The sequence below is a fragment of the Streptomyces sp. NPDC058279 genome (genome assembly GCF_042881255.1).
In the GTDB taxonomy this organism is placed as follows: domain Bacteria; phylum Actinomycetota; class Actinomycetes; order Streptomycetales; family Streptomycetaceae; genus Streptomyces.
On record NZ_JBHVYA010000013.1, the window covers coordinates 136756 to 163040 of the forward strand.

The window sequence follows — 26285 nt, forward strand, 5'->3', positions numbered from 1 at the left end:
ACCAGAGCGGCTAGGTCTCCGAACGCCGGCGGATCTTGTTCCCCAGCCACACCAGCGGGTCGTACTTGCGGTCCACCGCGCGCTCCTTCAGCGGGATCAGCGCGTTGTCGGTGATCTTGATGCCTTCGGGGCAGACCTCCGTACAACACTTGGTGATGTTGCAGTAGCCCAGTCCGTGTTCCTCCTGCGCCGTGCGCTTGCGGTCCAGCCCCTGGTCGGCGGCCGAGTCCAGCGGGTGCATGTCCAGCTCCGCCACCCGCATCAGGAACCGCGGACCGGCGAAGGCGCTCTTGTTCTCCTCGTGGTCGCGCACCACGTGACAGGTGTCCTGGCACAGGAAGCACTCGATGCACTTGCGGAACTCCTGCGAGCGCTCCACGTCCACCTGTCGCATCCGGTACGCGCCCGCCGCCACCCCCGGCGGCGGCACGAACGCCGGCACCTCCCGCGCCTTCGCGTAGTTGAAGGACACGTCCGTCACCAGGTCACGGACCACCGGGAAGGCCCGCAGCGGGGTCACGGTGATCGTCTCGTCCCGCTCGAAGGTGGACATGCGGGTCATGCACATCAGCCGAGGCCGGCCGTTGACCTCCGCGCTGCACGAGCCGCACTTGCCCGCCTTGCAGTTCCAGCGGACGGCCAGGTCCGGGGCCTGCGTGGCCTGGAGCCGGTGGACGATGTCCAGCACCACCTCGCCGTCGTTCACCTCGACGGTGAAGTCCCGCAGGTCCCCGCCCTCCGGGTCGCCCCGCCAGATCCGGAAGCGGGCGTCGTAGGTAGTCACTCGGAGAGCTCCTCTTCGGCGAGGTACTTGGCCAGCTCGTCCTTCTCGAAGAGGGCGAGCAGATCGGGGCGTACGGGTTCGGTACGGGTCCGCTCCAGGCGGATCCGGTCCGCGGCCGGGTCGGCCCCGGACCCCGGCTCGACCAGCCGGCACAGCAGGTTCACCGGCCGCCAGTCCCGCTCCATCGACGGGTGGTCCTCGCGGGTGTGGCCGCCGCGGCTCTCCGTGCGTTCCAGGGCGGCGCGCGCCACGCACTCGCTGACCAGCAGCATGTTCCGCAGGTCCAGTGCCAGGTGCCAGCCCGGGTTGAACTGGCGGTGGCCCTCGACCCCGGCCCGCGCGGCCCGCGCCCGCAGAGTGCGCAGCCGCTCCAGTGCCTCGGCCATCTCGCCCTCGCGGCGGATGATGCCGACCAGGTCGTTCATCGTCGTCTGGAGCTCCTGGTGGAGCGTGTATGGGTTCTCCGCGCCCTCCTCCGCGTGGAAGGGAGCCAGCGCCTCGGCGGCGGCCGCGTCCACCTCCGCCTGGGAGACGGCTGGGCGCGCGCCCGGACCGCTCGCGTACCGCGCCGCGTGCAGCCCCGCCCGCCGGCCGAACACCAGCAGGTCGGAGAGGGAGTTGCCGCCGAGCCGGTTCGAGCCGTGCATGCCGCCCGCGACCTCCCCGGCGGCGAACAGCCCCGGTACCCCGAGGGTGGCGGCGGTGTCCGACTCGACCGCGATCCCGCCCATCACGTAGTGGCAGGTCGGTCCGACCTCCATCGCCTCCGCGGTGATGTCGACGTCCGCCAACTCCTTGAACTGGTGGTACATCGAGGGCAGCCGCCGCTTGATGGTCTCGGCGGGCATCCGCGTCGACACGTCCAGGAACACCCCGCCGTGCGGTGAGCCGCGTCCGGCCTTCACCTCGGAGTTGATGGCCCGCGCCACCTCGTCGCGCGGCAGCAGCTCGGGCGGGCGCCGGTTGTGGTCCGGGTCCTCGTACCAGCGGTCGCCCTCCTCCTCCGACTGCGCGTACTTCTCCTTGAACACGTCGGGGATGTAGTCGAACATGAAGCGCTTGCCCTCGCTGTTGCGCAGCACCCCGCCGTCGCCGCGCACCGACTCGGTGACCAGGATGCCCTTCACCGAGGGCGGCCAGACCATGCCGGTGGGGTGGAACTGCACGAACTCCATGTTGAGCAGCGGGGCCCCGGCGAGCAGGGCCAGCGCGTGGCCGTCGCCGGTGTACTCCCAGGAGTTGGAGGTGGTCTTGAAGGACTTGCCGATCCCGCCCGTGGCCAGCACCACCGCCGGGGCCTCCAGTACGAAGAACCGGCCGGTCTCGCGCTCGTAGCAGAAGGCCCCCGAGACCCTCTGTCCATCCTTCAGCACCCGGGTGACCGTGCACTCCTGGAAGACCTTGAGCCGGGCCTCGTAGTCCCCGTACTCCTTGAAGTCCTCCTGCTGGAGCGCCACGATCTTCTGCTGGAGGGTGCGGATCAGCTCCAGGCCGGTCCGGTCCCCGACGTGGGCGAGGCGCGGGTACTCGTGGCCGCCGAAGTTGCGCTGCGAGATCTTCCCGTCGGGGGTCCGGTCGAACAGGGCGCCCCAGGTCTCCAGCTCCCATACCCGGTCGGGCGCCTCCTTGGCGTGCAGCTCCGCCATGCGCCACTGGTTGAGGAACTTCCCCCCGCGCATGGTGTCGCGGAAGTGCACCTGCCAGTTGTCGCCCTCGTTGACGTTGCCCATGGAGGCGGCGATCCCGCCCTCCGCCATCACCGTGTGGGCCTTGCCGAAGAGGGACTTGCAGATCACGGCCGTACGGGCGCCGCGTTCGCGGGCCTCGATCGCGGCCCGCAGCCCGGCGCCGCCCGCGCCGACCACGACCACGTCCCACTGCTGCCGGTCGACTTGAGCCATGTCAGAAGATCCTCGGGTCGGTGAAGGCGCCGCTCGCCAGCAGGTAGACGTACAGATCGCACAGGGCGACGCTGATCAGCGAGGCCCACGCGAGCTGCATGTGGCGGGCGTTGAGCCGGCTCACCCAGCCCCACAGGCGGTAGCGGACGGGGTGCTTGGAGAAGTGCTTGAGGCGGCCGCCGATGATGTGCCGGCAGGAGTGGCAGGAGATCGTGTAGGCCCAGATCAGCACGATGTTGACGACGAACAACAGCGTGCCGAGGCCCATGTGGCCCCAGGCGTAACGGTGGTCGCGGAAGGTCAGCACCGTGTCGTAGGTGAGGATCGCCGCGACCGGGAGCGCCGCGTAGAAGAAGTACCGGTGCGCGTTCTGCAGGATCAGCGGGAAACGGGTCTCGCCCGTGTACGCGGTGTGCGGCTCGGCGACCGCGCAGGCGGGCGGCGAGGCCCAGAAGCCCCGGTAGTACGCCTTCCGGTAGTAGTAGCAGGTCAGCCGGAAGCCGAGCGGGAAGATCAGGATCAGCAGGGCGGGGGACAGGCCCCACCAGCTCCCGAACAGGTCCAGGTTGGGGCCGCCGCGCATGGTCCGGCAGTTCTCCGCCAGACAGGGCGAGTAGAACGGCGAGACGTAGGGGGCCGCGTAGTAGTCGGCGTTCGCGAAGGCCCGCCAGGTCGAGTACGCGATGAAGGCGAGCAGTCCGGCCGCGGTGCCGGCGGGCGAGAGCCACCACCGGTCGGTCCGCAGGTGACGGGCCGCGATGGCGGCCCGGGAGGGTTCGTGGACACCGCCGGCCCGAGGGGGCCGGTGGGATGGGGGCAGGTCCGTGCCTGTGGCCAAGGGGGACTCCGGGTGGAGTGAAGAGGGGTGGCCCGGGAGACCCGGCCGCGTACCGCGGCGGCCGGGCCTGAGGGGGTGGGTGTGCGGGGGAGTATGCCGGGTCAGGGGGCCCGGCGGTCGCGGGCCCCGAGGCCCTCGTCGTCCGAATCCGTCCACAGCGTGCTGTCGTACGGGGTGTCCGGGACGCTGACCATGCCCTCTCGGCCGGCCGGCCCGGAGGCGGCCGGGGCCTGGCGGGCGACATCCCGTTCCAGCCGCTCGACGGAGCGGACCAGCTCGTTCAGATTCCGTCGTACGGCGGTCAAATCGTCTTGCAGGGACATGACGTGCCCTCACTTCCGCGCGTGCGGTGGCAATGCTCCTGGGCGCCTGCGAGTGTCGCGCTTCCCTTCCCCCGTTGTGAAGGGACGTGCAGCGATTGCGGGCGCGCAGGCGCGATGTGTGCGCCCCTCCCTGCCCCCATTCTCATCCCTCGTACGGGGGAACGCCCCTCAAGCCGACGCCCTCGGGAACGCCCTGCCGCAAAGGGATTGGTCCGCACGGGTGGGGTTCGCGGCGTGGCGCGGCCTCCCTCCGGGGCCCCCGGCGGGCCGTCGATTTCAGTGGGTTTCGCAGGCAGTGTGATCAGCTCCATATACCGCCAAATTGATCAAGCTTCATGCTCAGGCTCACCCCACGCCCCGCCCCGGAGGTACCACCCATGACCCAGAGAAGGCGCAGGTCCTTGGCGCTGCTGACCTCGGGAGTCCTCGCACTGCCGCTGCTCGCGGGATGCGGCGCGGGTGAGGACGAGGGCGGTCCGGTCGCCGCCGGCCAGGACATCGCCGCGACGGCCCGCGACCGGGTCGCCGACGGCGGCGTGCTGCGCTGGGCCGTGGACACCCTGCCGGAGACCCTGAACACCTTCCAGGCCGACGCCGACGGCACCACCGCCCGGATCGCCGGAGCGGTGCTGCCGCAGTTGTTCACGCTCGACGACAAGGGCCGGCCGGTGGCCGATCCCGACTACCTGGAGAAGGCGGAGATCGTCGAGCGGGAGCCCAAGCAGGTCGTCCTGTACAAGCTGAACCAGCAGGCGGTGTGGAGCGACGGCCGCGAGATCGGCGCCGCCGACTTCGTCGCCCAGTGGCGGGCCCTGAACGGCAAGGACTCGGCGTACTGGACCGCGCGCAACGCCGGCTACGACCGGATCGAGAAGATCGAGCGCGGCAAGACCGACCTGGAGGTCAAGGTCACCTTCGCCAAGCCGTACACCGACTGGCGCTCGCTGTTCAGCCCGCTCTACCCGAAGCAGGTCACCGGCACCCCCGAGTCCTTCAACGAGGGCGCGCGCGGCGCCCTCAAGGTCACCGCCGGACCCTTCAACCTGGGCACCATCGACAAGAAGACCGGCACGGCGGCGCTGACCCGCAACGCCCGCTGGTGGGGCCGGCCCGCCAAGCTGGACAGCCTCGTGCTGACCGCCGTCCCGCGCTCCGAGCGCCCGGCCGCCCTCGCCGCGGGCCGGCTCGACATGGCGGAGGTCGACCGGGCGGGCGCCGACCGGATCGCCCTGGCCCAGCGGGAGGCCGGCCAGGGGAGCGGCGCGCACGGTCCCGGCGCCGCGGGGACGGCCGCGGAGGCCACGATGTCCTGGGCGCTGGCGTACGGCGCCGACGAGAACAAGGCCCGGGAGGAGCAGGAGACCCGGGCCAGGAACGCGGACGCGGCCAAGAAGTACACCGACGAGCAGGCGGCCCTGCGCACCTTCACGGTCCGCAAGTCGTTGGAGCCCGCCTACACGCAACTGGCCATGAACGGGGCCTCCGGTCCCCTCTCCGACGAGCGGGTCCGGCGCGCGGTGGCCCGGGCCATCGACCGCAAGGCCCTGGCGGAGACCGTACTGAAGCCGCTCGGCCTGCCCGCGCAGCCCGTCGGCAGCCACCTGGCGCTGGCCGGGCAGCGCGCGTACGCCGACAACAGCGACGCCCTCGGCGGCCAGGACACCCAGGCGGCCCAGGCGCTGCTGGCCGACGCGGGCTGGCACCGGGGCGGCAAGATCAAGGAGCCGGGCGCCAAGGCGGGCCCGGAGGGCGAGGACGCGGTCGCGAAGGACGACGGCAAGACCCCCTCGGGCCCCGGCACCGGCAACGACGGCCTCTACATCGTCGGCCAGGACGACCGCAACGGCGACGACAAGCCCGCGGGCGCCGGGCACGGCGTCCGGGCGGCCCGGCCCGGCGACCACCGGGCCCACGGCGGCCTGCGGGGCGCGGGCATGCTGCCCGCCGAGGCGAGCCTGCCCGAGGGCCTGTACGCCCCGGACGGGGAGATCGTCGACGCGGACCGCTTCGCACCGGACGCCACAGCCGGCCGGCCCTCGCCGGTGCTGGCCCCGGCCCCCCTCGCGGCCCGGCAGGAGCAGGCGCTGCTGGCCCAGGCGACGAAGGTCATCGACGACGCCAAGCGGGCCGCGGCCCGGGACGGCCAGGACGGCGCGGACGCCAAGGACGGCGCCGACGCCAAGGACCCGGCCCCCGCGCCTCAACCGGCGAAGGTCAGCCCGGCCCCGGCGGCCCCGGCCAAGCAGAACCGGGCAGGCGCCCCGCTCGCCAAGGACGGCAAGCCCCTGACGTTGCGGTTCGTGCTTCCCGCGGGACCCGGCTCGGAGGCGCTGCGGACGGTGGGCGAGCGGATCTCGCAGATGCTCCGGAAGGTCGGCATCCAGACCGAGCTGACCAAGGTCGCCGACGAGAGCTTCTTCAAGGACCACATCGCCTCCGGCCAGTACGACCTGGCGCTCTACTCCTGGCCCGCGACGGCCTACCCGGCCACCGACGCCCGGCCCATCTTCGCCAAGCCGGCGCCGGCCGCCGACGGCTCGCTGCTCGTGGAGCAGAACTACACCCGGGTGGGCACCGACCACATCGACCAGCTCTTCGACCAGGCGCTCGGTGAGCTCGACGAGGAGCAGTCGCGCGAGCTGATCCGCAAGGCGGACGCGCGGATCTGGGCCGCCGCGGGGTCCATCCCGCTCTACCAGCGCCCCGAGCTGGTGGCCGTCAAGCCGAACCTGGTCAACGCGGGCGCCTTCGGCCTCGGCACCCCCCGCTTCCAGGACATCGGCTGGAAGAAGCCGGGCGCGGCCCCGGAGAAGAACGGAAAGAAGTAGCAACCTCAGATGTGACTCAATTGCCTTGCCCGCCGGACACCCGGCGGGCAAGGTCGTGGATACCCGTTGACCCGCGTTGATCCCAGGCGAATACGGGCGACTGCCAGGGTCGCGGCCCCCCACCCCACACCCGCCCCCGCTCAGTCGTCCGGCCCCTTGACAGACCCCACGGCATGCGGTTCCCGCCATTCGACGTACCATGGGGTAAGGCCGTGGCAGGTTTCCGCCCGGCTCAAGGCTCGCGTGCCGGACCGTACGCGCCGCCATCCACGATCCCGGGAGAAGCGCCGAAGTGCCCACGCGCCACGACATCCGTAACGTCGCCATCGTCGCCCACGTCGACCATGGCAAGACGACCATCGTCGATGCCATGCTCAAGCAGGCCGGTGCCTTCGCCGCCCACCAGCACCTCGACGACCGCATGATGGACTCGAACGACCTGGAGCGTGAGAAGGGCATCACGATCCTCGCCAAGAACACGGCGGTGAAGTACCACCCCAAGGACGGCGGGGCGCCCATCACGATCAACATCATCGACACCCCCGGCCACGCCGACTTCGGTGGCGAGGTCGAGCGCGGTCTGTCGATGGTGGACGCGGTCGTCCTCCTCGTGGACGCCTCCGAGGGTCCGCTGCCGCAGACCCGCTTCGTGCTCCGCAAGGCGCTCCAGGCGAAGATGCCGGTCATCCTCTGCATCAACAAGACGGACCGCCCGGACTCCCGGATCGACGAGGTCGTCAACGAGACGTACGACCTCTTCCTGGACCTGGACGCGACCGAGGAGCAGATCGAGTTCCCGATCGTCTACGCCTGTGGCCGTGATGGCATCGCCTCGCTGACCAAGCCGGAGGACGGCACCGTCCCCGCCGACAGCGACAGCCTGGAGCCGTTCTTCTCCACCATCCTGGAGCACGTCCCCGCCCCGGTGTACGACGAGGAGGCCCCCCTCCAGGCCCACGTCACCAACCTGGACGCCGACAACTTCCTCGGCCGCATCGCCCTGGTCCGCGTCGAGCAGGGCGAGCTGCGCAAGGGCCAGACCGTCGCGTGGATCAAGCGTGACGGCACGATGTCCAACGTCCGCATCACCGAGCTGATGATGACCGAGGCGCTCACCCGCAAGCCGGCCGAGGTGGCGGGCCCGGGCGACATCTGCGCGGTGGCCGGTTTCCCCGAGATCATGATCGGCGAGACCCTGGCCGACCCGGAGAACCCGATCGCGCTGCCGCTGATCTCGGTGGACGAGCCGGCCATCTCCATGACCATCGGCACCAACACCTCGCCGCTCGTCGGCCGCGGTGGCACGGGCAAGGGCGCGGACGCCAAGTCCGCCGTCAAGGACCGCAAGGTCACCGCCCGCCAGGTCAAGGACCGCCTCGACCGCGAGCTCGTCGGCAACGTCTCGCTCCGCGTGCTCGACACCGAGCGCCCGGACGCCTGGGAGGTCCAGGGCCGTGGTGAGCTGGCGCTCGCCATCCTGGTCGAGCAGATGCGCCGCGAGGGCTTCGAGCTGACCATCGGCAAGCCGCAGGTCGTCACCCAGGAGATCGACGGCAAGGTGCACGAGCCGGTCGAGCGCATGACGATCGACGTGCCCGAGGAGCACATGGGCGCCGTCACGCAGCTCATGGGCGTCCGCAAGGGCCGCATGGACAACATGTCGAACCACGGCTCCGGCTGGGTGCGCATGGAGTTCGTCGTCCCGTCGCGCGGTCTCATCGGCTTCCGTACGGAGTTCCTGACGAACACCCGCGGCACCGGTATCGCCCACTCGATCCACGAGGGCCACGAGCCGTGGTTCGGCCCGCTGGTGACCCGTAACAACGGTTCGCTGGTCGCCGACCGCGCCGGCGCGGTCACCCCCTTCGCGATGATCAACCTCCAGGAGCGCGGTGTGCTGTTCACCGAGCCCGGCACCGAGGTGTACGAGGGCATGATCGTCGGTGAGAACTCGCGCTCCGACGACATGGACGTGAACATCACCAAGGAGAAGAAGCTCACCAACATGCGTGCGGCTTCCGCGGACAACACCGAGAACGTGGTGCCGCCCCGCAGGCTCTCCCTGGAGCAGTCCCTGGAGTTCTGCCGCGACGACGAGTGCGTCGAGGTGACCCCGGAGGCCGTCCGCATCCGTAAGGTCGTGCTGGACCAGAAGGAGCGCTCGCGCACCGCGTCGCGTGCCAAGTCCGGTAAGTGACAGGCGAATTGCCTGAGCCCCGCTCCGGCGGCGGCTGAAAGCCGTTCGGTCGACCGGCCCCTCCCCTCACGATGTCCGTGAGGGGAGGGGCTGTTCGCTTTTGTCAAGCGGATTTATGTCGTCTGGTGTCCGCATACCGACCGTGACACTCCGGAAGGTGAGCTAACCGTCCGTTTCGCACGTGTCTGTCTCCTATCCGTTTGTCCGGATTTCGGGTTTTCGCCATGCGGTGATGTTGTGAAAACGAGACCACGTAAGTGTGGTTTACGGTCTGGGTGTCGCCGAGGATGGCTCCATTGAGCTCGGGTCAATGGGTCACACGCTGTGGGGAGCGTCGACTCACGAGCACACGACGGGACCGGATTTCGCTGTCAGGGGTGTCAGCGGGGGACGGCCCTTCACTATCGACAGTGACTCCTGAGGAGGCAATTACCCATGCGCGGAGCAACGAGCGCCAAGTGGGTCGTGGGTGCCGTCATCGTGGCGATGGCTGCCACGGCGTGCGGCGGTGGCGACGACAAGAAGTCTGACGGCGCGTCGGGCGGTACGTTCCGCTTCGGTATCACCGAGCCGACCGCCATCGACCCCGTCAACGCGCAGGAGTCCGAGGGCATCGTCATCGCCCGCGCGCTCTTCACGGGGCTGTACGACACGTCCAACGACGGCAAGCTGATCCCGAAGCTGGCCGAGTCCGGCACGCCGAGCGACGACGGCAAGACCTGGACGTTCAAGATCAAGGCCGGCACCAAGTTCACCAACGGTGAGCCGGTCGACGCCGAGGCCTTCGTCCGCGGCTGGACCCGTGTCTCCGCCAAGGCGTCCGCCTCCGACGTCTCGTACCACATGGCCGACATCGCCGGCTACGAGGACCTGCACAGCGGCAAGAGCGACAAGTTCGCCGGTCTGACGGCCGTGGACGCCACCACCCTCAAGGTGGAGCTGTCCATCCCGGACTTCGAGTTCGTCAAGAAGACCGCGCACTCCGTCTTCAGCCCCGTGCCGAAGGTCGCCGGCGCCGGTGACAACAAGAAGTTCAACGACCAGCCCATCGGCAACGGCGCCTTCAAGATGACCGCTCCGTGGCAGCACAACACGTCGATCACGCTCGTGCGCAACGACGACTACGGCCTGGAGAAGGCTCACCTCGACAAGGTCGAGGCGAAGATCCTGAACCCGGCCAACGGCAACACCCTTGAGTACCAGGGCTTCCAGTCGGGTCAGTTCGACTACGCCCGTATGCCCACGCCGCAGCTGACCGCGGCCAAGGCCAAGTACGACCCGCAGGGCGAGTGGATCTCCGGTGACTTCTCCGGCATCAACTACCTGAACATCTTCAACCAGAACGCGCCCTTCAACAATCCGGACGCGCGCAAGGCGATCTCCTACGCGATCGACCGCGAGGCGATCACCAAGGGCGTCTTCCAGGGTCTGCAGAAGCCGGCCACCGCGTTCCTGCCGCCGTCGTTCGCCGACGTCTACCAGGCCGGTGTCTGCACCTCCTGCGTCAAGCAGGACGTGGCGAAGGCCAAGGAGTACGCCGAGAAGGGCGGCCTCAAGCCGGGCACCGTCGTCAACTTCGGCTACAACACCGGCGCCGGCCACGAAGAGTGGGTCCAGGCCGTCGCGCAGCAGCTGAAGGACGTCCTCGGCCTCGAGGTCAAGCTGGACGGCAAGCCGTTCAAGGAGGCGCTGGCCACCCAGCAGGACAAGGCGACCTCCGGTCTGTGGCGTCAGGCGTGGACCGCCGACTACCCGACCGCGGACAACTTCATGACCCCGCTGCTGAGCACCACCGGCATCGGTGAGGACCCGGCGACCGGCAAGGCGCAGGGCGACAACCGCGGCCGTTACTCCAACCCGGAGTTCGACAAGCTGCTCGTCACCGCCAAGGCGACCAAGGACGACGCCGCACGCGCCGCCCTGTACAAGCAGGCGGAGAAGCTCGCGGTCGACACCGACCAGGGTGTCATCCCGCTGTGGCAGCGCACCCAGTACCGCCTGGTCAACAGCAAGAAGTTCAAGAACATCAACATGGACTTCTACGAGGACCCGACCCTCGCGGAGATCTCGCTCAAGTAGCGGCCCCTCCACACACATCAGGTAAGCGAAGGCCGTGGGGGCGGAGCTACTTCCTCTCTCCACGGCCTTCGTTCAGTCCCGGGCGCACCCCTCTACCGGCGCCCGGCGGCGGCCTCTCTCCCGATCGGATGACGCCGCCCATTCCCACGCTCAGTATGTGAAGGAGGCATCGTGGGCAGATATGTGATCCGCCGGCTCGGGCAGATGGTGGTCGTCCTCTTCGGTGCGACGGTCGTGCTCTTCTGCTGTCTGTTCATCCTCCCCGGCGACCCCGTGGGTTCGCTCGGCGGTGACAAGGCCCGCGACCCGGCTGTCGTCGAACAGCTCAGGGAGCGCTACGGACTCAACGATCCGCTCCCCGTCCAGTACGGACACTTCGTGACGAACCTGGCCAAGGGTGACCTCGGCGAGGACTTCACGCAGCGCCGACCGGTGACGGAGATCCTGCAGCCGAAGCTCGTCAACACCGCCGAGCTGGCCGTCACCGCCATCGTCATCGACATCGTGATCGGCCTCCTCGCGGGCCTGGTCGCGGCGTTGTTCAGATACTCGTTCTGGGACGTGTTGATCACGCTGCTCACGACGATGGCCGTCGGCTTCCCGTCGTTCGTCATCGGCATGGTGCTCCAGAAGGCGTTCGTCATCGAACTGCCGTGGTTCCCGCTGATCTCCGACGGAACCGTCAACTCCCTGATCCTGCCCGCCTTCACCCTGGCGATCCTCGACGCCGCGCTGGTCGCCCGCCTCATGCGCGGCACCATGCTGGAAGTGCTGCGCGCCGACTACGTCAAGACGGCCGTCGCCAAGGGTCTGCCCCGGCGGACGGTGCTCTTCAAGCATGTGATGCGCAACTCGATCATCCCGGTCGTCACGTACCTGGGCATCTCGTTCGGAACGCTGCTCGGTGGTGCGCTCATCACCGAGGCGATCTTCAACTGGGACGGCATCGGACTCGCGCTCGTGCAAGCGGTCCAGCAGCAGAACAACCCGATCATCATCGGCGTGGTGAGCTTCGGCGTCGCCGTGTTCGTTCTGCTCAACCTGATCGTCGACCTCTTGTACGCGGTCCTCGACCCGCGCATCCGTCTCGCCTGATTCCAGGCAGCCTGTTCTAGGAGTCACACCCATGTCCGAGCTCACCAAGAGCACAGCTGGGGCGGGGCCCGCTCAAACGGCGCCGGCAGCCCCCGCCGAGCCGGCGATCGCCCGCGTCACGCAGTGGGGCGAGATCCGCCACCGCTTCCTGGCCAACAAGCTCGCGGTCGTCGGCCTCGTGCTGGTCGCCCTGCTGTTCCTGACCGCGATATTCGCGCCCCTGCTGTCCCCGCACGACCCGTACGCCCAGGACCTGACCAACACGCTGCAGGGCCCGGGCGGGAACCACCTGCTCGGCACGGACGCGCTCGGCCGCGACCAGCTCTCGCGCATCCTCTACGGCAGCCGCATCGCCGTCGTCGTCGGTCTCGCCTCGATCTTCCTGGCCTGCGCGATCGGCATCGTCATCGGCGCGCTGGCCGGCTACTTCGGCCGCGGCACCGACTCGGTGCTGATGCGCATCGCCGACGTCTTCTTCGCCTTCCCGCTGCTCATCGGCGCCATCGTGATCATCATCGTGATGGGCCGCGGAGTGACGCCGGTGATCATCTCGCTGGCCGTCTTCTCCTGGCCGACGGTCTCGCGACTGCTGCGCAGTTCGATCCTGTCGGTCCGCGAGGCGGACTACGTACTGGCGGCGCGCGCCCTGGGCGCCAACACCCGCCGGATCATCCTGCGCCACATCCTCCCCAACTCCATCGCCGCCGTGATGGCCTACGCCGCCTTCAACGTCGGTGGCGCCATCGTGGCCGAAGCCTCGCTGTCCTTCCTGGGCGTCGGCGTGAGCCCGGAGGTGCCGGAGTGGGGCAACATGCTCGCCGCCGCCAAGGACTTCATGGGCGTCAAGGACTACCTCTGGACGTACCCCAGCATCGCGATCGTGCTGACGGTTCTCGGCTTCGTTTTCGTCGGTGACGGGCTCCGCGACGCCCTTGACCCGAAGCTGCGCTAGAAGGGCGGCACCATCACATGACTACTTCAGGCATCACCGCAGAAGTGCCCCGACAGAGGGGCGAGGGCGCCGAGGGCCCCGTACTCGAAGTGCGCGACCTGCACGTCGAGTTCAAGACCCGCGAAGGCATCGTCAAGGCCGTCAACGGCGTCAACTACAGCGTGTCCTCCGGCGAGACGCTGGCCGTGCTCGGCGAGTCCGGCTCCGGCAAGTCCGTGACCGCCCAGGCGATCATGGGCATCCTCGACTCGCCCCCCGGGCGGGTCTCCCAGGGAGAGATCCTCTTCCAGGGCCAGGACATCCTCCGGCTCCCGGAGAGCGAGCGGCGCAAGCTGCGCGGTCCGAAGATGGCGATGATCTTCCAGGACGCGCTGTCGGCGCTGAACCCGGTGTTCTCCGTCGGCAACCAGCTGGGCGAGATGTTCCGCGTCCACCAGGGCATGTCGAAGAAGGACGCCAAGGCCAAGGCCATCGAGCTGATGGAGCGGGTCAAGATCCCGGCGGCCCGCAGCCGGGTCAACGACTACCCGCACCAGTTCTCGGGCGGTATGCGCCAGCGCATCATGATCGCCATGGCGCTCGCCCTGGAGCCGGACCTGATCATCGCGGACGAGCCCACCACGGCGCTCGACGTGACGGTCCAGGCCCAGGTCATGGACCTGCTGGCGGACCTTCAGCGCGAGTACAACATGGGTCTGATCCTGATCACCCACGACCTCGGCGTCGTCGCCGACGTGGCGGACAAGATCGCCGTGATGTACGCGGGCCGCATCGTCGAGCAGGCGCCGATCCACGAGCTCTACAAGCGCCCCGCGCACCCGTACACCCGAGGGCTGCTGGACTCGATCCCGCGCCTGGACCAGAAGGGCCAGGAGCTCTACGCGATCAAGGGTCTGCCGCCCAACCTGCTGAAGACCCCCTCCGGCTGCGCCTTCAACCCGCGCTGCCCGAAGGCGCAGGACATCTGCCGTACCGAGGTCCCGGCCCTGCTGCCGGTGACCGAGCGGGACGGCACCGAACTGGTCGGTCGCGGCAGCGCCTGCCACTTCCGGGAGGAGCAGCTCCATGGCTGAGTTGGACAAGAAGGACGACGCCGTGGACGCGACCCCCGGCATCAGTGAGGTCGAGGTCGTCGACGCGGCGAGCGAGACGGCGGCCCTGGCCGCCATCGAGGCGCCCGTCGACCGCGGCGAGCCGATCCTCCAGGTGCGCAACCTGGTCAAGCACTTCCCGCTGACCCAGGGCATCCTGTTCAAGAAGCAGATCGGCGCCGTTCGCGCGGTCGACGGGGTCTCCTTCGACCTGCACCAGGGCGAGACCCTCGGCATCGTCGGCGAGTCCGGTTGCGGCAAGTCGACCGTCGCCAAGCTGCTGATGCTGCTGGAGACGGCGACGTCCGGCGAGGTGTTCTACAAGGGCACGGACATCACCAAGTTGTCGGGCAGGGCCCTCAAAGCCGTCCGCCGCAACATCCAGATGGTGTTCCAGGACCCGTACACCTCGCTGAACCCGCGCATGACGGTCGGCGACATCATCGGCGAGCCGTTCGAGATCCACCCCGAGGTGGCCCCGAAGGGCGACCGGCGGCGCAAGGTCCAGGAACTCCTGGACGTCGTGGGTCTGAACCCGGAGTACATCAACCGGTACCCGCACCAGTTCTCCGGCGGTCAGCGCCAGCGCATCGGCATCGCCCGCGGCCTGGCGCTCAACCCGGAGATCATCATCTGCGACGAGCCGGTCTCCGCGCTCGACGTGTCGGTGCAGGCGCAGGTGATCAACCTGATGGCGAAGCTGCAGGACGAGTTCAACCTCTCCTACATCTTCATCGCGCACGACCTGTCGATCGTCCGGCACATCTCGGACCGCGTCGGCGTCATGTACCTGGGCAGGATGGCCGAGATCGGCACCGACACCCAGATCTACGACCACCCGACGCACCCGTACACGCAGGCGCTGCTGTCGGCCGTCCCGGTCCCGGACCCGGAGGCCCGCGAAGGCCGCGAGCGGATCATCCTCACCGGCGACGTGCCCTCCCCGGCCAACCCGCCGTCGGGTTGCCGCTTCCGCACCCGTTGCTGGAAGGCCGAGGACAAGTGCGCGACCGAGGAGCCGCTGTTGGCGGTCCCGGAGCGCTTCAAGTCCGTGAACAGCCCGGCCGCCCACGAGTCGGCCTGTCACTTCGCGGAGGAGAAGGCCGTCCTGGCCGTCTGATCCCGCGAGGCGTACGTACACCGGAGCGCCCGGCACCGGAATCCTCCGGCGCCGGGCGCTCCGGCGTTCCCCGCCCCGCGGCCGGGCGCCGGGGGAAGGCGGTTGCGGCCGTGCCGGGGCGCCGCCGAGAGTGTCCGGATGACCGACACGCTGACCGTCCGCCCCGCCGGGCCCGGGGACGCCGCCGACATCTGCGCGCTGCTCAACGCCGTCGACGTGATCGAGATCGGCAGACCGGAGACGGACCTCGGCAGTGTCGAGGCCGACCTCCACCACCCCGGCACCGACCTCGCCACCGACTCCTGGCTCGCCTTCCAACGCGGCCGACCCGTCGCCTACGCGCTGGTCCGGGCCGACTCCGGGCCGGGCAGGGTCGACGGCGACCACTACGTCCTGCCCGGCCACACCGCCGCGGCCCTGCGGCTGCTGGAGCCGATGGAGATCCGGGCCCGCCGGCTGGCCGGCCCGGACCGGGACGCCGTCCTGCGGCTCGAACTCAACGCGCGGCCGATCCTCCACCCCGGAGTCCTCGCCCGGCGCGGCTACCGCGCCGTGCGCCGCCACCAGGTCATGACCCGCCTGCTGGACCCCGCCGAAGGAGCCGGGCCCGGCCCGGCCGGACTCGGTCTGCGCCACTGCGGTACGGACCCGGCCGACCGGCGGCGGGCGCACGCCCTGGTCGAGGAGACCTTCGCGGCGCACTTCGGGCACGTGGAGCGCGGGTACGGGCCCTGGCTGGACCACCTCGACGCCCGGGACCTCGACTGGAGCCTGGTCTGGATCGCGACGCTGCCCGCGCCGGGCGACGTGGCCGTCCTCCTCACCCGCGACGACCGCACCGGCATGGGCTGGATCAGCCACCTCGGTGTGCGCGAAGAGGTGCGCGGCCGGGGCATCGGCGGCTTCCTGTTGCGCCACGCCTTCGCCGTCTACGCCGGGCGCGGCCGGGCCACCGTGGGGCTCGACGTCGACACCTGCAACGAAACCGGCGCGTTGGCGCTTTACGAGGCGCACGGAATGAGACCGCACTACGCCCTCGATACCTGGGAGCTGCGTTTGCACCCACAGGGGTGACGCGCGCGTATCGCCCGGGTGGAATCGGTCCAACCATGAGTGCTGAGGGCCCCACCCCGGGTGACATTGGGGCCTACGTGGTTTTTGGGACCTAGGAGGCACTCCATGCGCGCAGCCACCCACGCCAAGTGGGCCGCGTGTGCGGCGGCCGTCGCCCTCGCGGCGACGGGTTGCGGCGGCGGAAGCGACAGCGGCGGGGGCGGCGGGGAGGCGGGCATCGTCAGCTCCTCCTGGGGTGACCCGCAGAACCCGCTGGAGCCGGCCAACACCAACGAGGTGCAGGGCGGCAAGGTGCTCGACATGCTCTTCCGGGGCCTGAAGCGCTACGACCCGAAGACGGGTGAGGCCGTCGACATGCTCGCCCAGAAGATCGACACGACCGACAGCCAGCACTTCACGATCACCTTGAAGGACGGCTGGACCTTCAGCAACGGTGAGCCGGTCACCGCCCAGTCCTTCGTGGACGCCTGGAACTACGCGGCGGACGTGACCCACAAGCAGAACAACGCGCCCTTCTTCGCCGACATCGTCGGGTACGCCGACCTGCACCCGGCCTCCGGGGAACCGAAGGCGAAGACGATGTCGGGGCTGGTCGTCAAGGACGCGAAGACCTTCACGGTCGCCTTGAAGGCGAAGTTCTCCACCTGGCCCCAGACCCTCGGCTACCAGGCGTTCTCCCCGCTGCCCAAGGCGTTCTTCTCCGACCACGCGGGCTGGCTGAACAAGCCCGTGGGCAACGGCCCGTACACGGTGGACTCGTACACCAAGGGCACCGGCATGAAGTTGCGCAAGTGGGACGGCTACCCGGGCCCGGACAAGGCCCAGAACGGCGGTGTGGACCTCAAGGTCTACACCGACAACAACACCGCTTACACGGACCTGATCTCCGGCAACCTCGACCTGGTCGACGACGTGCCCGCGCAACAGCTCAAGAACGTCAAGAACGACCTCGGGGACCGTTACATCAACCAGCCGGCCCTCATCATCCAGACCCTCACCTTCCCCCTGTACGACGCCAACTGGGGCAAGGAAGGGATGGAGAAGGTCCGGCAGGGCATCTCCCGCGCCATCAACCGCGACGAGATCACCAAGCAGATCTTCCGTGAGACCCGCACCCCCGCCAAGGACTGGACCTCCCCGGCCCTCGGCGACAAGGGCGGCTTCAAGGACGTCTGCGGCGACCTCTGCACGTACAACCCGGCGGCGGCCAAGAAGATGATCCAGGACGCCGGCGGCATCCCCGGCGGCAAGATCACGCTGACCTCGAACGTCGACACCGGCTCGCACCGCGAGTGGATGGACGCCGTCTGCAACAGCATCAACAACACCCTCGGCGAAGGCCCGGTGTGCACCGTCAACCCGGTCGGCACCTTCGCCGACTTCCGCAACCAGCAGAGCTCCTACAAGCTCACCGGTCCCTTCCGCTCCGGCTGGCAGGCCGACTACCCGCTGATCCAGAACTTCCTGCAGCCGCTCTACTTCACCGGTGCCTCCTCCAACTACGGCAAGTTCAGCAACCCGGACTTCGACAAGCTCGTCGACGAGGCCAACCAGGAGAGCGACTCCGCCAAGGCGATCGCGAAGTTCCAGGACGCCGAGAAGATCCTCGCCGAGCAGATGCCGTCCATCCCGCTCTGGTACCAGAACGGCAGCGCCGGGCACTCGGAGCGGATCTCCGACGTCACCCTCAACCAGTTCAGCGTCCCGGTCTACAACGAGATCAAGGTCAGCTGACCCGCCTTCGGATCGAACCTGGAGCAGTCCATGGGACGTTATGTGATCCGGCGGCTGCTCCAGATGATCCCGGTGTTCATCGGCAGCACGTTCCTGATCTTCTTCATGGTGTACGCGCTCGGTGACCCCGTCGCGGCCCTCTTCGGCGACAAGGCGCCCGACCCCGCGACCGCCGCCCGCATCCGCAAGGACCTCTTCCTCGACCAGCCGCTGTGGAAGCAGTACCTCCACTACATGGGTCAGATCTTCCAGGGCGACTTCGGCACCGCCTTCAACGGCCAGAGCGTCACCGACCTGATGGCCACGGCCTTCCCCGTCACCCTGCGGCTGACCATCGTCGCCATCGTCATCGAGATCATCGTCGGGATCACCCTCGGCGTGGTCAGCGGACTGCGCCGCGGCAAGTCCGTCGACACCGGCCTGCTGGTCCTCACCCTGATCGTGATCTCCGTGCCCACCTTCGTGACGGGCTACCTCCTCCAGTACCTCTTCGGCGTCAAATGGGGCTGGGTGCGGCCCACGGTCTCCCCGGACGCCCCCTTCGGGGAGCTGCTGCTGCCCGGCATCGTCCTCGCGCTCGTCTCCCTCGCCTACGTCACCCGGCTCTCGCGCACCTCCATCGCCGAGAACGCCAAGGCCGACTACGTCCGCACCGCCACCGCCAAGGGCCTCCCGCGCAGGCGCGTGATCACCCGGCACCTGCTGCGCAACTCGCTGATCCCCGTCGTCACCTTCATCGGCACCGACATCGGCGCCCTGATGGGCGGCGCCATCGTCACCGAGCGGATCTTCAACATCCACGGCGTCGGCTACCAGCTCTACCAGGGCATCCTGCGCAACAACTCCCCGACCGTGGTCGGCTTCGTGACGATCCTCGTCATCGTCTTCCTGCTGGCCAACCTGCTCGTCGACCTGCTGTACGCGGTCCTGGACCCGAGGATCCGTTATGCCTGAGCACGACGAGCCCGCCTACGACCCACTGCAACCCGGAGAGGGAGAGGCCATCGCACCCACCGGCCAGGGCGGCCCCATGGACCTCGCGCTGGACGAGGCCGAAAGCCTGGAGAAGCCCCTGGGCGACGACCCGACGGGCCCGGAGAAGGCCCGCTCCCTCTGGTCCGACGCCTGGCACCAACTGCGCCGCAACCCCGTCTTCGTCGTTTCCTCGCTGCTGATCCTCTTCCTCGTCGTCATCGCGATCTGGCCGCAACTCATCGCGAGCGGCGACCCGTTGCACTGCGACCTGTCCAAGTCACAGCAGGGCCCGGCCCCGGGACACCCCTTCGGCTACGACACCCAGGGCTGCGACGTCTACACCCGCACCGTCTACGGCGCCCGCGCCTCCATCACCGTCGGCGTCTGCGCCACCTTCGGCGCCGCCCTCCTCGGCTCGGCGCTCGGCGGCCTCGCCGGGTTCTTCGGCGGGTGGGGCGACTCGCTGCTCTCCCGGATCGCCGACATCTTCTTCGGCATCCCGGTCGTCCTCGGCGGGCTGGTGTTCCTGTCCGTCGTCACCAGCACCACCGTGTGGCCGGTCGTCGGTTTCATCGTGCTGCTCGGCTGGCCCCAACTCGCCCGCATCGCCCGGGGATCGGTGATCACCGCCAAGCAGAACGACTACGTACAGGCCGCCCGGGCCCTCGGCGCGGGCAACACGCGGATGCTGCTGCGGCACGTCGCGCCCAACGCCGTGGCCCCCGTCATCGTCGTCGCCACCATCGCCCTGGGCACCTACATCGCCCTGGAGGCCACCCTGTCGTTCCTCGGGGTGGGCCTGCGGCCGCCGACCGTCTCCTGGGGCATCGACATCTCCAACGCCGCCTCGCAGATCCGCAACGCCCCGCACATGCTGCTGTATCCGGCCGGCGCGCTGAGCGTGACCGTCCTGGCCTTCATCATGCTCGGCGACGCGGTGCGCGACGCCCTCGACCCCAAGCTGCGCTGAGGAGCCCTTGCCCATGCTGCTCGAAGTGCGCGACCTGCACGTGGAGTTCGTCACCCGTGAGGGGGTCGCCAAGGCGGTCAACGGCGTCGACTACTCCGTGGACGCGGGCGAGACCCTCGCCGTGCTCGGCGAGTCCGGCTCCGGAAAATCGGTGACCGCGCAGGCCGTGATGGGCATCCTGGACATGCCACCGGGCCGGATCGCGGGCGGCGAGATCCTGTTCCAGGGCCGGGACCTGCTCACGATGCGGGAGGAGGAGCGCCGCAAGATCCGCGGGGCCGAGATGGCCATGATCTTCCAGGACGCCCTCTCCTCGCTGAACCCCGTACTGAGCGTCGGCGCCCAGCTCGGCGAGATGTACGAGGTCCACCACGGCCTCTCCCGCAAGGCGGCCCGGGCCAAGGCGGTCGAGCTGATGGACCGGGTGAGGATCCCGGCGGCCAAGCAGCGGGTGGGGGACTACCCGCACCAGTTCTCGGGCGGCATGCGCCAACGCATCATGATCGCCATGGCGCTCGCCCTGGAACCCGCGCTGATCATCGCGGACGAGCCCACCACCGCCCTGGACGTCACGGTCCAGGCCCAGGTCATGGACCTGCTCGCGGACCTTCAGCGCGAGTACAACATGGGTCTGATCCTGATCACCCACGACCTCGGCGTGGTCGCCGACGTCGCCGACAAGATCGCCGTCATGTACGCCGGTCGGATCGTCGAGGCGGCCCCCGTGCACGAGATCTACGCCGCCCCCGCCCACCCCTACACCCGGGGGCTGCTGGACTCGATCCCGCGGCTGGACCAGAAGGGGCAGGAGCTCTACGCGATCAAGGGGCTGCCGCCCAACCTGCTGCACATCCCGCCCGGCTGCGCGTTCAACCCGCGCTGCCCGATGGCGCGGCCCGTCTGCCGCACCGACGTGCCCCCGCTCTACGAGGTGACCGAGTCGCCCGTGCCGCGCACCTCCGCCTGCCACTTCTGGAAGGAATGCCTGCATGCCTGAGCCGATCCTGGAGGTGAAGGAGCTGGTCAAGCACTACCCGCTGACCCAGGGCATCCTCTTCAAGCGGCAGATCGGCGCGGTCCGGGCGGTGGACGGCGTCTCCTTCGACCTCGGGGCCGGCGAGACCCTGGGCATCGTCGGCGAGTCGGGCTGCGGCAAGTCCACCGTCGCCAAGATGCTGGTCAACCTGGAGCGTCCGACCGCGGGGACGATCTCGTACAAGGGCGAGGACATCACCCGGCTCTCCGCCCGCGCCCTCAAGGCCGTCCGCCGCAACATCCAGATGGTGTTCCAGGACCCGTACACCTCGCTGAACCCGCGCATGACGGTCGGCGACATCATCGGCGAGCCGTACGAGATCCACCCCGAGGTGGCCCCGAAGGGCGACCGGCGGCGCAAGGTCCGGGAACTCCTCGACGTGGTCGGACTGAACCCCGAGTACATCAACCGGTACCCGCACCAGTTCTCCGGCGGCCAGCGCCAGCGCATCGGCATCGCCCGCGGCCTGGCCCTGCGGCCGGAGATCATCGTCGCCGACGAGCCGGTCTCCGCCCTGGACGTCTCGGTCCAGGCGCAGGTCGTCAACCTGCTGGCGCGCCTCCAGGACGAGTTCAGCCTGTCCTACGTGTTCATCGCGCACGACCTCTCGATCGTGCGGCACATCTCCGACCGGGTCGGCGTGATGTACCTGGGCCGCATCGTCGAGATCGGCTCCGACACCGAGATCTACGAGCACCCCACCCACCCCTACACCCAGGCGCTGCTCTCGGCCGTACCCGTGCCCGACCCGCGTGCCAGGGCGCTGCGGGAGCGGATCATCCTGACCGGCGAGGTGCCCTCCCCGGCCGACCCGCCGTCGGGGTGCCGCTTCCGCACGCGCTGCTGGAAGGCGCAGGAGCGGTGCGCGGTGGAGGTGCCGCCGCTCGCCGTGCCCGAGTGGTTCCCGTCCGGGCCGAGGGCGCACCCGTCGGCCTGTCATTTCGCGGCCGAGAAGCAGGTGGTGCCGGTGACGGCCCCGCCGCCCGGTCCACCGCCGGCCGTACCGCCGGCGGGGCTGTCGAAGGAGGAGCGGCCCCCGGGGGAACGATGATTTCCGGCCACCCCCGAGTGCGCGTCCGAATACCTCTCCGGCGGGGGCAACTCCGTTTACTTCGCGGCAACTTGACCGTATCTGCCCCGAGATATCGACCGGGCAGCCTGGTCCCCGTGCGGCCGTGCGGGTGCCGACAGCCGGTCGGGCGGGCCCAGGGCCTTCCCGGCCGGCCTCCCCGTGACCCTCCACGTGCGCGGCGTGCGCCCCTCGTGCTGCCGGAATTCGATCGATGCGCTGGTACGGATAGTTATGATCCGTAGCGCACGGTGGGTATGACTTCGCCGAGCACGAGTACGCGTACCGATGTCCGCTCGACGTGGAGGTGAAACGCCGTGGCACTCTCGATCTCGGCCGTGGTGCTGCTGGCGATCGTCGTCTTCCTGCTGGTGCGGAAGTCGGGGCTGAAGGCGGGACACGCCTTCGTCTGTGTGCTCCTCGGCTTCTATCTGGCGAGTTCGACCATCGCGCCCACCCTCAGCCAGCTCACGTCCAACGTGGCGAGCATGATCAGTGGCCTCAAGCTGTAGGCGGCCTCGTAGGCTGACCCCATGAACGGTCTTCCCGCCCGTCGTCTGCTGCTCGTACACGCGCACCCGGACGACGAGTCGATCAACAACGGCGTCACCATGGCCAAGTACGCGGCCGAGGGCGCCCATGTCGCGTTGGTCACCTGCACGCGCGGCGAGGAGGGCGAGGTCATCCCACCCGAACTCGCCCACCTCGCGCCCGACCGCGACGACACGCTCGGCGCGTACCGCGTCGGCGAGCTCGCCGCCGCCATGAAGGAACTGGGCGTCACCGACCACCGCTTCCTCGGTGGCCCCGGCCGCTTCCGGGACTCCGGGATGATGGGCGCGGAGCAGAACCACCGGCCCGGGGCCTTCTGGTCCGCCGATGTCGACGAGGCCGCCGCGCACCTGGTGGAAGTGATCCGCGAACTGCGGCCGCAGGTGCTGGTCACCTACGACCCCGACGGCGGCTACGGGCACCCCGACCACATCCAGGCCCACCGGGTCGCCACCCGCGCGGCGGAACTCGCGGCGGAGCCCACGTACCGGCGCGACCTCGGCGAACCGCACCGGATCGGCAAGGTCTACTGGAACCGGGTGCCGCGTTCGGTGGTCGACGAGGGCTTCGCGCGGCTGCGCGCGGCGGGTGCGGCCGTGCCGTTCCCGGGCGTCGCGACCGCGGGGGACGTGCCGGGCGTGGTGCCGGACGAGCGGGTCACCGCCGAGATCGGCGACGAGGACGGCCGGGAGACCTTCGTGCGGGCCAAGGCCGCCGCGATGCGGGCGCACGCCACCCAGGTCGTCGTGGACGGCCCCTTCTTCGCGCTGTCGAACGATCTGGCCCAGCCGCTCTTCGCCCGCGAGTTCTACGAACTCGTCGCGGGGCAGCCGGGCGTCCCGGCGGGCGAGCGGGAGCGCGACCTGTTCGCGGGGGTGACGGCATGACCGGGACCCTGACGGTCGGGCGGATCGCCGCCCTCGTGGGGCTGCTCGTCGCCGGGGCGGTGACCGGCGCGGCCGGTTGGCTCGTGGTCGACCTCTGGTTCCCGGGCGGGCTGCTGCTGGCGCTGCTCGCCCTCTTCGGGGTCTTCCTCGCCGGCCGGCTAGTGACCGGCAGCGGCATCGGGGTGGGCGCGGCGGCGGCCGGCTGGTTCCTGGCGTACGTGATGCTCAGCCTGCCGCGCCCCGAAGGGGACTTCCTGCTCGGTTCGTCCGGAATGGGGCTGTACGCCTACCTTTTGGGCGGGGTCGTCGTCTCTGTGATCTGCGCCACGATGAAGGGGGCCCCGCACCGGTCGGATTCGGCCGCCCGCCCCCGAGGCTGATGCGCTGTCGAACTCGGCCGGCCTCGGATCGGGGACGGCTTGAGGGGGTTTGACGGTCCGTGCGAGGGTGGCCCCTGGAAACCCAAGAGGAATCCCTGATTCCCGACGGACAGTTGCGCGCGCACGGCGGCCAGTATGGTGGACGGGCCGCCGAGCTGCCCGCGCAAGGTTGACGGGCGGCGGAGCCAACCGGGAGAACCTGCCTTGAGTCGTGAAACTGACAGTTCGTCCCCCGGGCCCCAAGGGCACGGTGGAGCCGCCCGCCCCTCGGGCACGCCGCCGTACGGAACCGGCCGGCAACCGTCCACGACTGTGCCACCCGGACCTGGCGCGGCGACCGCCACGGAGGAGAACCCTGTGACTTCGAAGCCGTCCACGCCCGACTCCGACGGGCCGAAGACCGAGACCACCCTGACGACCCGGATCCGGATCAACATCCCGGGTTCACGGCCGATCCCGCCCGTCGTCGTGCGCAAGCCGGTGAAGGACGCCGAGGAGTCCGCCGAGTCGCGGCCCGGTGCGTCCGAGGAGGCGGCCGGTCGGGCTCCCGCTCCGGCGCCCGCGCCGTCCGCCGGCGCGCAGCCGGGGGGCGCCCCGCAGGCGCCGCCCGCGCCGCTGCCCACGAGGAACCCGGCCGCCTCCCAGGCGGGCCGCGCGCAGGACCGCAGCGGCTCGGACGAGGCGGCCGGCAACTGGTTCGCGCCGCGCAAGGCGGCCCCGACCCCGCCGGCGGGTGTGCGGACCGAGCCCGGCCCCCCGCAGGGCGGCGCGGGCTACGGCTCCGCCCCGGGCGCCGGACCGGTCGGCCCCGACGCGACACGGGGGCCGGCCGGGCCCGCGCCGGCGGGCCCCGGCGCGCCCGCGGGACCCCGTACCGCCGGCGCGCCCGGCCCGCAGGCCCCCGCCTCCCGATACGGCGCCGACCGGGGGTTCCCGCCCGGCCCGGCCGCACCGGGAGGTCCGGGCGCCGGATCGCCCCGGCGGTACCCGGAGTTCGACGGGCCGGGCTTGGACGGGCCCGACTTCGGCGCCCCCGGGTACGACAACGGGCCCTCCACCGAGGCGTTCCCCGCCTACACGGACCCCGCCGCCCGGCAGGCCGGGCCCACCGGGCCGACCGGTGGCCCCGCGCTGGGCACCGCCCCCGTACGCGCCGACGACGCGCCGCGCTGGCCCGGTCCGGAGGCCCCGCCGGTCGGTGGTCCCGGCCCGCTGCCCGGTGACCCGTTCCCCGGCGCTCCCGCGCCCCGTGGCCCGCTGCCCGGCGGTCCCTCCGCGGGTGGTGCCGTGCCCGGACCGGTCGTGCCGACGGCGGCCCCGCAGCCGCCGAAGCAGACCCGGCCGGCCCCCAAGGCGCCCGCCAAGCCCGCCAAGAAGCGCTCGAAGCTCGTCATGGTCGGCGGCGGCCTCATCGCCCTGCTCGGCGTGGCCTACGGCGCCGGGCTGCTGCTGAACCACTCCGACGTCCCCAAGGGCACCACCGTCCTCGGCGTCGACATCAGCGGCGGCCGCGACGAGGCCGTCACCAAGCTCCAGGACCACTTCGGCACCCGCGCCGCCGCCCCGCTCCGCTTCACCGTCGGCGGCAAGCAGGTCGAGCTCAAGCCCGACAAGGCCGGGCTGACCATCGACAGCCAGACCACCGTCCGCAACGCCGCGGGCAGCGACTACAACCCCGTCAGCGTCATCGGCTCCCTCCTCGGCCGGGAGCGCACCGCCGAAGCGGTGATGCCCGTGGACGAGGAGAAGCTGCGGGTCGCCCTCCAGGAAATGGCGGGCAGCGCGGGTACGGCGACCGAGGGCACGATCAAGTTCGACACCGGCAAGGCCGTCGCCGTTCCCGGACAGGCCGGCACCAGCCTGGACGTGGACGGCTCCATCGACCCGGTGGTCAAGGCGTTCCACGACGCGGTCGCCACCGGCAAGACCACCCCTGTCGAACTGCCCACCGCCAACCGCGAACCCGCCATCGACCAGGCCGAACTGAACCGCGCGATGAAGGACTTCGCGGAACCCGCGATGTCCGGCATCGCCACGGTCAAGGCGGGCGGCAAGTCCATCGCGTTCGGCCCCAAGACGCTGCCGAAGATCCTCAGCATGCAGGCCGTCAACGGCCACCTCGTCGAGAAGTACGACCTGGAGGCGTTGAAGGCCGCCTACAGCGACACCTTCGACGGCGTCATGGTCACCCGGGGTACCGGCGCGAAGACCGCCGTCACGCCGCAGGACGTCGCGGGCGCCCTCGGCAAGGCCCTGCGCGGCAAGACGGCCGCCGAGCGGACCGCGGTCATCGACACCAACGCGAGCTGACCGACCGCCGACCGCCGCAGTCAACGGGCCGGAGCCCCGGCCGACCTCCTCGTACGTGGAGGTCGGCCGGGGCTCCCGCCCGTTGCGGCC

General features: G+C 70.1%; 21 protein-coding genes. 17 read left to right on the forward strand and 4 right to left on the reverse strand.

The genetic code is table 11. The features are described 5' to 3' along the window. Positions 1 to 10: 10 nt before the first annotated feature. The 4 genes from ACFVXJ_RS23470 to ACFVXJ_RS23485 form a co-directional block, all read right to left on the reverse strand. On the reverse strand, positions 11 to 784 hold the full coding sequence (locus ACFVXJ_RS23470) for a succinate dehydrogenase/fumarate reductase iron-sulfur subunit (RefSeq protein WP_389664351.1): 774 nt from the start codon (positions 782 to 784) through the stop codon (positions 11 to 13). After that, entirely contained in the window at positions 781 to 2685 is a 1905-nt protein-coding gene (locus ACFVXJ_RS23475) for a fumarate reductase/succinate dehydrogenase flavoprotein subunit (protein ID WP_389664353.1), read from the reverse strand. Before ACFVXJ_RS23475 ends, ACFVXJ_RS23470 begins: the two co-directional genes overlap by 4 nt. A gap of 1 nt (position 2686) precedes the next feature. Beyond that, positions 2687 to 3523, reverse strand: coding sequence for a hypothetical protein (locus ACFVXJ_RS23480; RefSeq protein ID WP_389664354.1), 837 nt, complete (start codon positions 3521 to 3523; stop codon positions 2687 to 2689). A 101-nt stretch (positions 3524 to 3624) separates the two neighbouring features. Then, entirely contained in the window at positions 3625 to 3846 is a 222-nt protein-coding gene (locus ACFVXJ_RS23485) for a hypothetical protein (protein WP_389664356.1), read from the reverse strand. A gap of 377 nt (positions 3847 to 4223) precedes the next feature. Between ACFVXJ_RS23485 and ACFVXJ_RS23490 the strand changes: the two genes are divergently transcribed. The 17 genes from ACFVXJ_RS23490 to ACFVXJ_RS23570 all read left to right on the forward strand — a co-directional run bounded on the left by ACFVXJ_RS23490 (position 4224) and on the right by ACFVXJ_RS23570 (position 26195). Next, positions 4224 to 6674 (forward strand): ABC transporter substrate-binding protein, encoded by a 2451-nt coding sequence (locus tag ACFVXJ_RS23490; protein ID WP_389664357.1) that lies wholly within the window; start codon positions 4224 to 4226, stop codon positions 6672 to 6674. A gap of 292 nt (positions 6675 to 6966) precedes the next feature. Then, positions 6967 to 8871: a translational GTPase TypA gene (gene typA / locus ACFVXJ_RS23495; RefSeq protein ID WP_389664359.1), complete on the forward strand. Its 1905-nt coding sequence runs from the start codon at positions 6967 to 6969 to the stop codon at positions 8869 to 8871. Positions 8872 to 9306: 435 nt separating this feature from the next. Continuing rightward, on the forward strand, positions 9307 to 10950 hold the full coding sequence (locus tag ACFVXJ_RS23500) for an ABC transporter substrate-binding protein (RefSeq protein ID WP_389664361.1): 1644 nt from the start codon (positions 9307 to 9309) through the stop codon (positions 10948 to 10950). 171 nt (positions 10951 to 11121) lie between these two features. Continuing rightward, a complete protein-coding gene (locus ACFVXJ_RS23505) occupies positions 11122 to 12045 on the forward strand; it encodes an ABC transporter permease (protein ID WP_389664363.1) in 924 nt (307 codons plus the stop codon). Positions 12046 to 12076: 31 nt separating this feature from the next. Continuing rightward, positions 12077 to 12997, forward strand: a complete 921-nt coding sequence (locus tag ACFVXJ_RS23510) for an ABC transporter permease (protein ID WP_389664365.1) — start codon at positions 12077 to 12079, stop codon at positions 12995 to 12997. 17 nt (positions 12998 to 13014) lie between these two features. After that, the gene (locus ACFVXJ_RS23515) at positions 13015 to 14070 is read left to right on the forward strand and encodes an ABC transporter ATP-binding protein (RefSeq protein ID WP_389664367.1); all 1056 of its coding nucleotides are present in this window, start codon (positions 13015 to 13017) and stop codon (positions 14068 to 14070) included. After that, positions 14063 to 15208, forward strand: coding sequence for an ABC transporter ATP-binding protein (locus ACFVXJ_RS23520; protein WP_389664368.1), 1146 nt, complete (start codon positions 14063 to 14065; stop codon positions 15206 to 15208). Before ACFVXJ_RS23515 ends, ACFVXJ_RS23520 begins: the two co-directional genes overlap by 8 nt. A gap of 138 nt (positions 15209 to 15346) precedes the next feature. Continuing rightward, positions 15347 to 16282: a GNAT family N-acetyltransferase gene (locus tag ACFVXJ_RS23525; protein WP_389664369.1), complete on the forward strand. Its 936-nt coding sequence runs from the start codon at positions 15347 to 15349 to the stop codon at positions 16280 to 16282. Positions 16283 to 16387: 105 nt separating this feature from the next. Next, positions 16388 to 18016 carry an ABC transporter substrate-binding protein gene (locus tag ACFVXJ_RS23530; RefSeq protein WP_389664371.1) on the forward strand — a complete coding sequence of 543 codons (1629 nt, stop codon included), beginning with the start codon at positions 16388 to 16390 and terminating at the stop codon, positions 18014 to 18016. A 30-nt stretch (positions 18017 to 18046) separates the two neighbouring features. Further along, complete coding sequence (locus ACFVXJ_RS23535) at positions 18047 to 18970, forward strand: ABC transporter permease (RefSeq protein ID WP_389664373.1); 924 nt, start codon at positions 18047 to 18049, stop codon at positions 18968 to 18970. Beyond that, positions 18963 to 19961 carry an ABC transporter permease gene (locus ACFVXJ_RS23540; RefSeq protein ID WP_389664374.1) on the forward strand — a complete coding sequence of 333 codons (999 nt, stop codon included), beginning with the start codon at positions 18963 to 18965 and terminating at the stop codon, positions 19959 to 19961. The genes ACFVXJ_RS23535 and ACFVXJ_RS23540 overlap by 8 nt, the downstream gene beginning before the upstream one ends. Positions 19962 to 19974: 13 nt before the next feature. After that, positions 19975 to 20958 (forward strand): ABC transporter ATP-binding protein, encoded by a 984-nt coding sequence (locus ACFVXJ_RS23545; RefSeq protein ID WP_389664376.1) that lies wholly within the window; start codon positions 19975 to 19977, stop codon positions 20956 to 20958. Next, positions 20951 to 22048 carry an ABC transporter ATP-binding protein gene (locus tag ACFVXJ_RS23550; RefSeq protein WP_389664378.1) on the forward strand — a complete coding sequence of 366 codons (1098 nt, stop codon included), beginning with the start codon at positions 20951 to 20953 and terminating at the stop codon, positions 22046 to 22048. The genes ACFVXJ_RS23545 and ACFVXJ_RS23550 overlap by 8 nt, the downstream gene beginning before the upstream one ends. 335 nt (positions 22049 to 22383) lie before the next feature. Next, positions 22384 to 22578 (forward strand): hypothetical protein, encoded by a 195-nt coding sequence (locus tag ACFVXJ_RS23555; protein ID WP_136213899.1) that lies wholly within the window; start codon positions 22384 to 22386, stop codon positions 22576 to 22578. A 21-nt stretch (positions 22579 to 22599) separates the two neighbouring features. Then, entirely contained in the window at positions 22600 to 23505 is a 906-nt protein-coding gene (gene mshB / locus ACFVXJ_RS23560; protein ID WP_389664380.1) for an N-acetyl-1-D-myo-inositol-2-amino-2-deoxy-alpha-D-glucopyranoside deacetylase, read from the forward strand. Next, positions 23502 to 23885: a DUF6113 family protein gene (locus ACFVXJ_RS23565; RefSeq protein ID WP_389664381.1), complete on the forward strand. Its 384-nt coding sequence runs from the start codon at positions 23502 to 23504 to the stop codon at positions 23883 to 23885. The genes mshB and ACFVXJ_RS23565 overlap by 4 nt, the downstream gene beginning before the upstream one ends. Positions 23886 to 24242: 357 nt before the next feature. Continuing rightward, on the forward strand, positions 24243 to 26195 hold the full coding sequence (locus ACFVXJ_RS23570) for a hypothetical protein (RefSeq protein WP_389664383.1): 1953 nt from the start codon (positions 24243 to 24245) through the stop codon (positions 26193 to 26195). Positions 26196 to 26285: the final 90 nt, after the last annotated feature.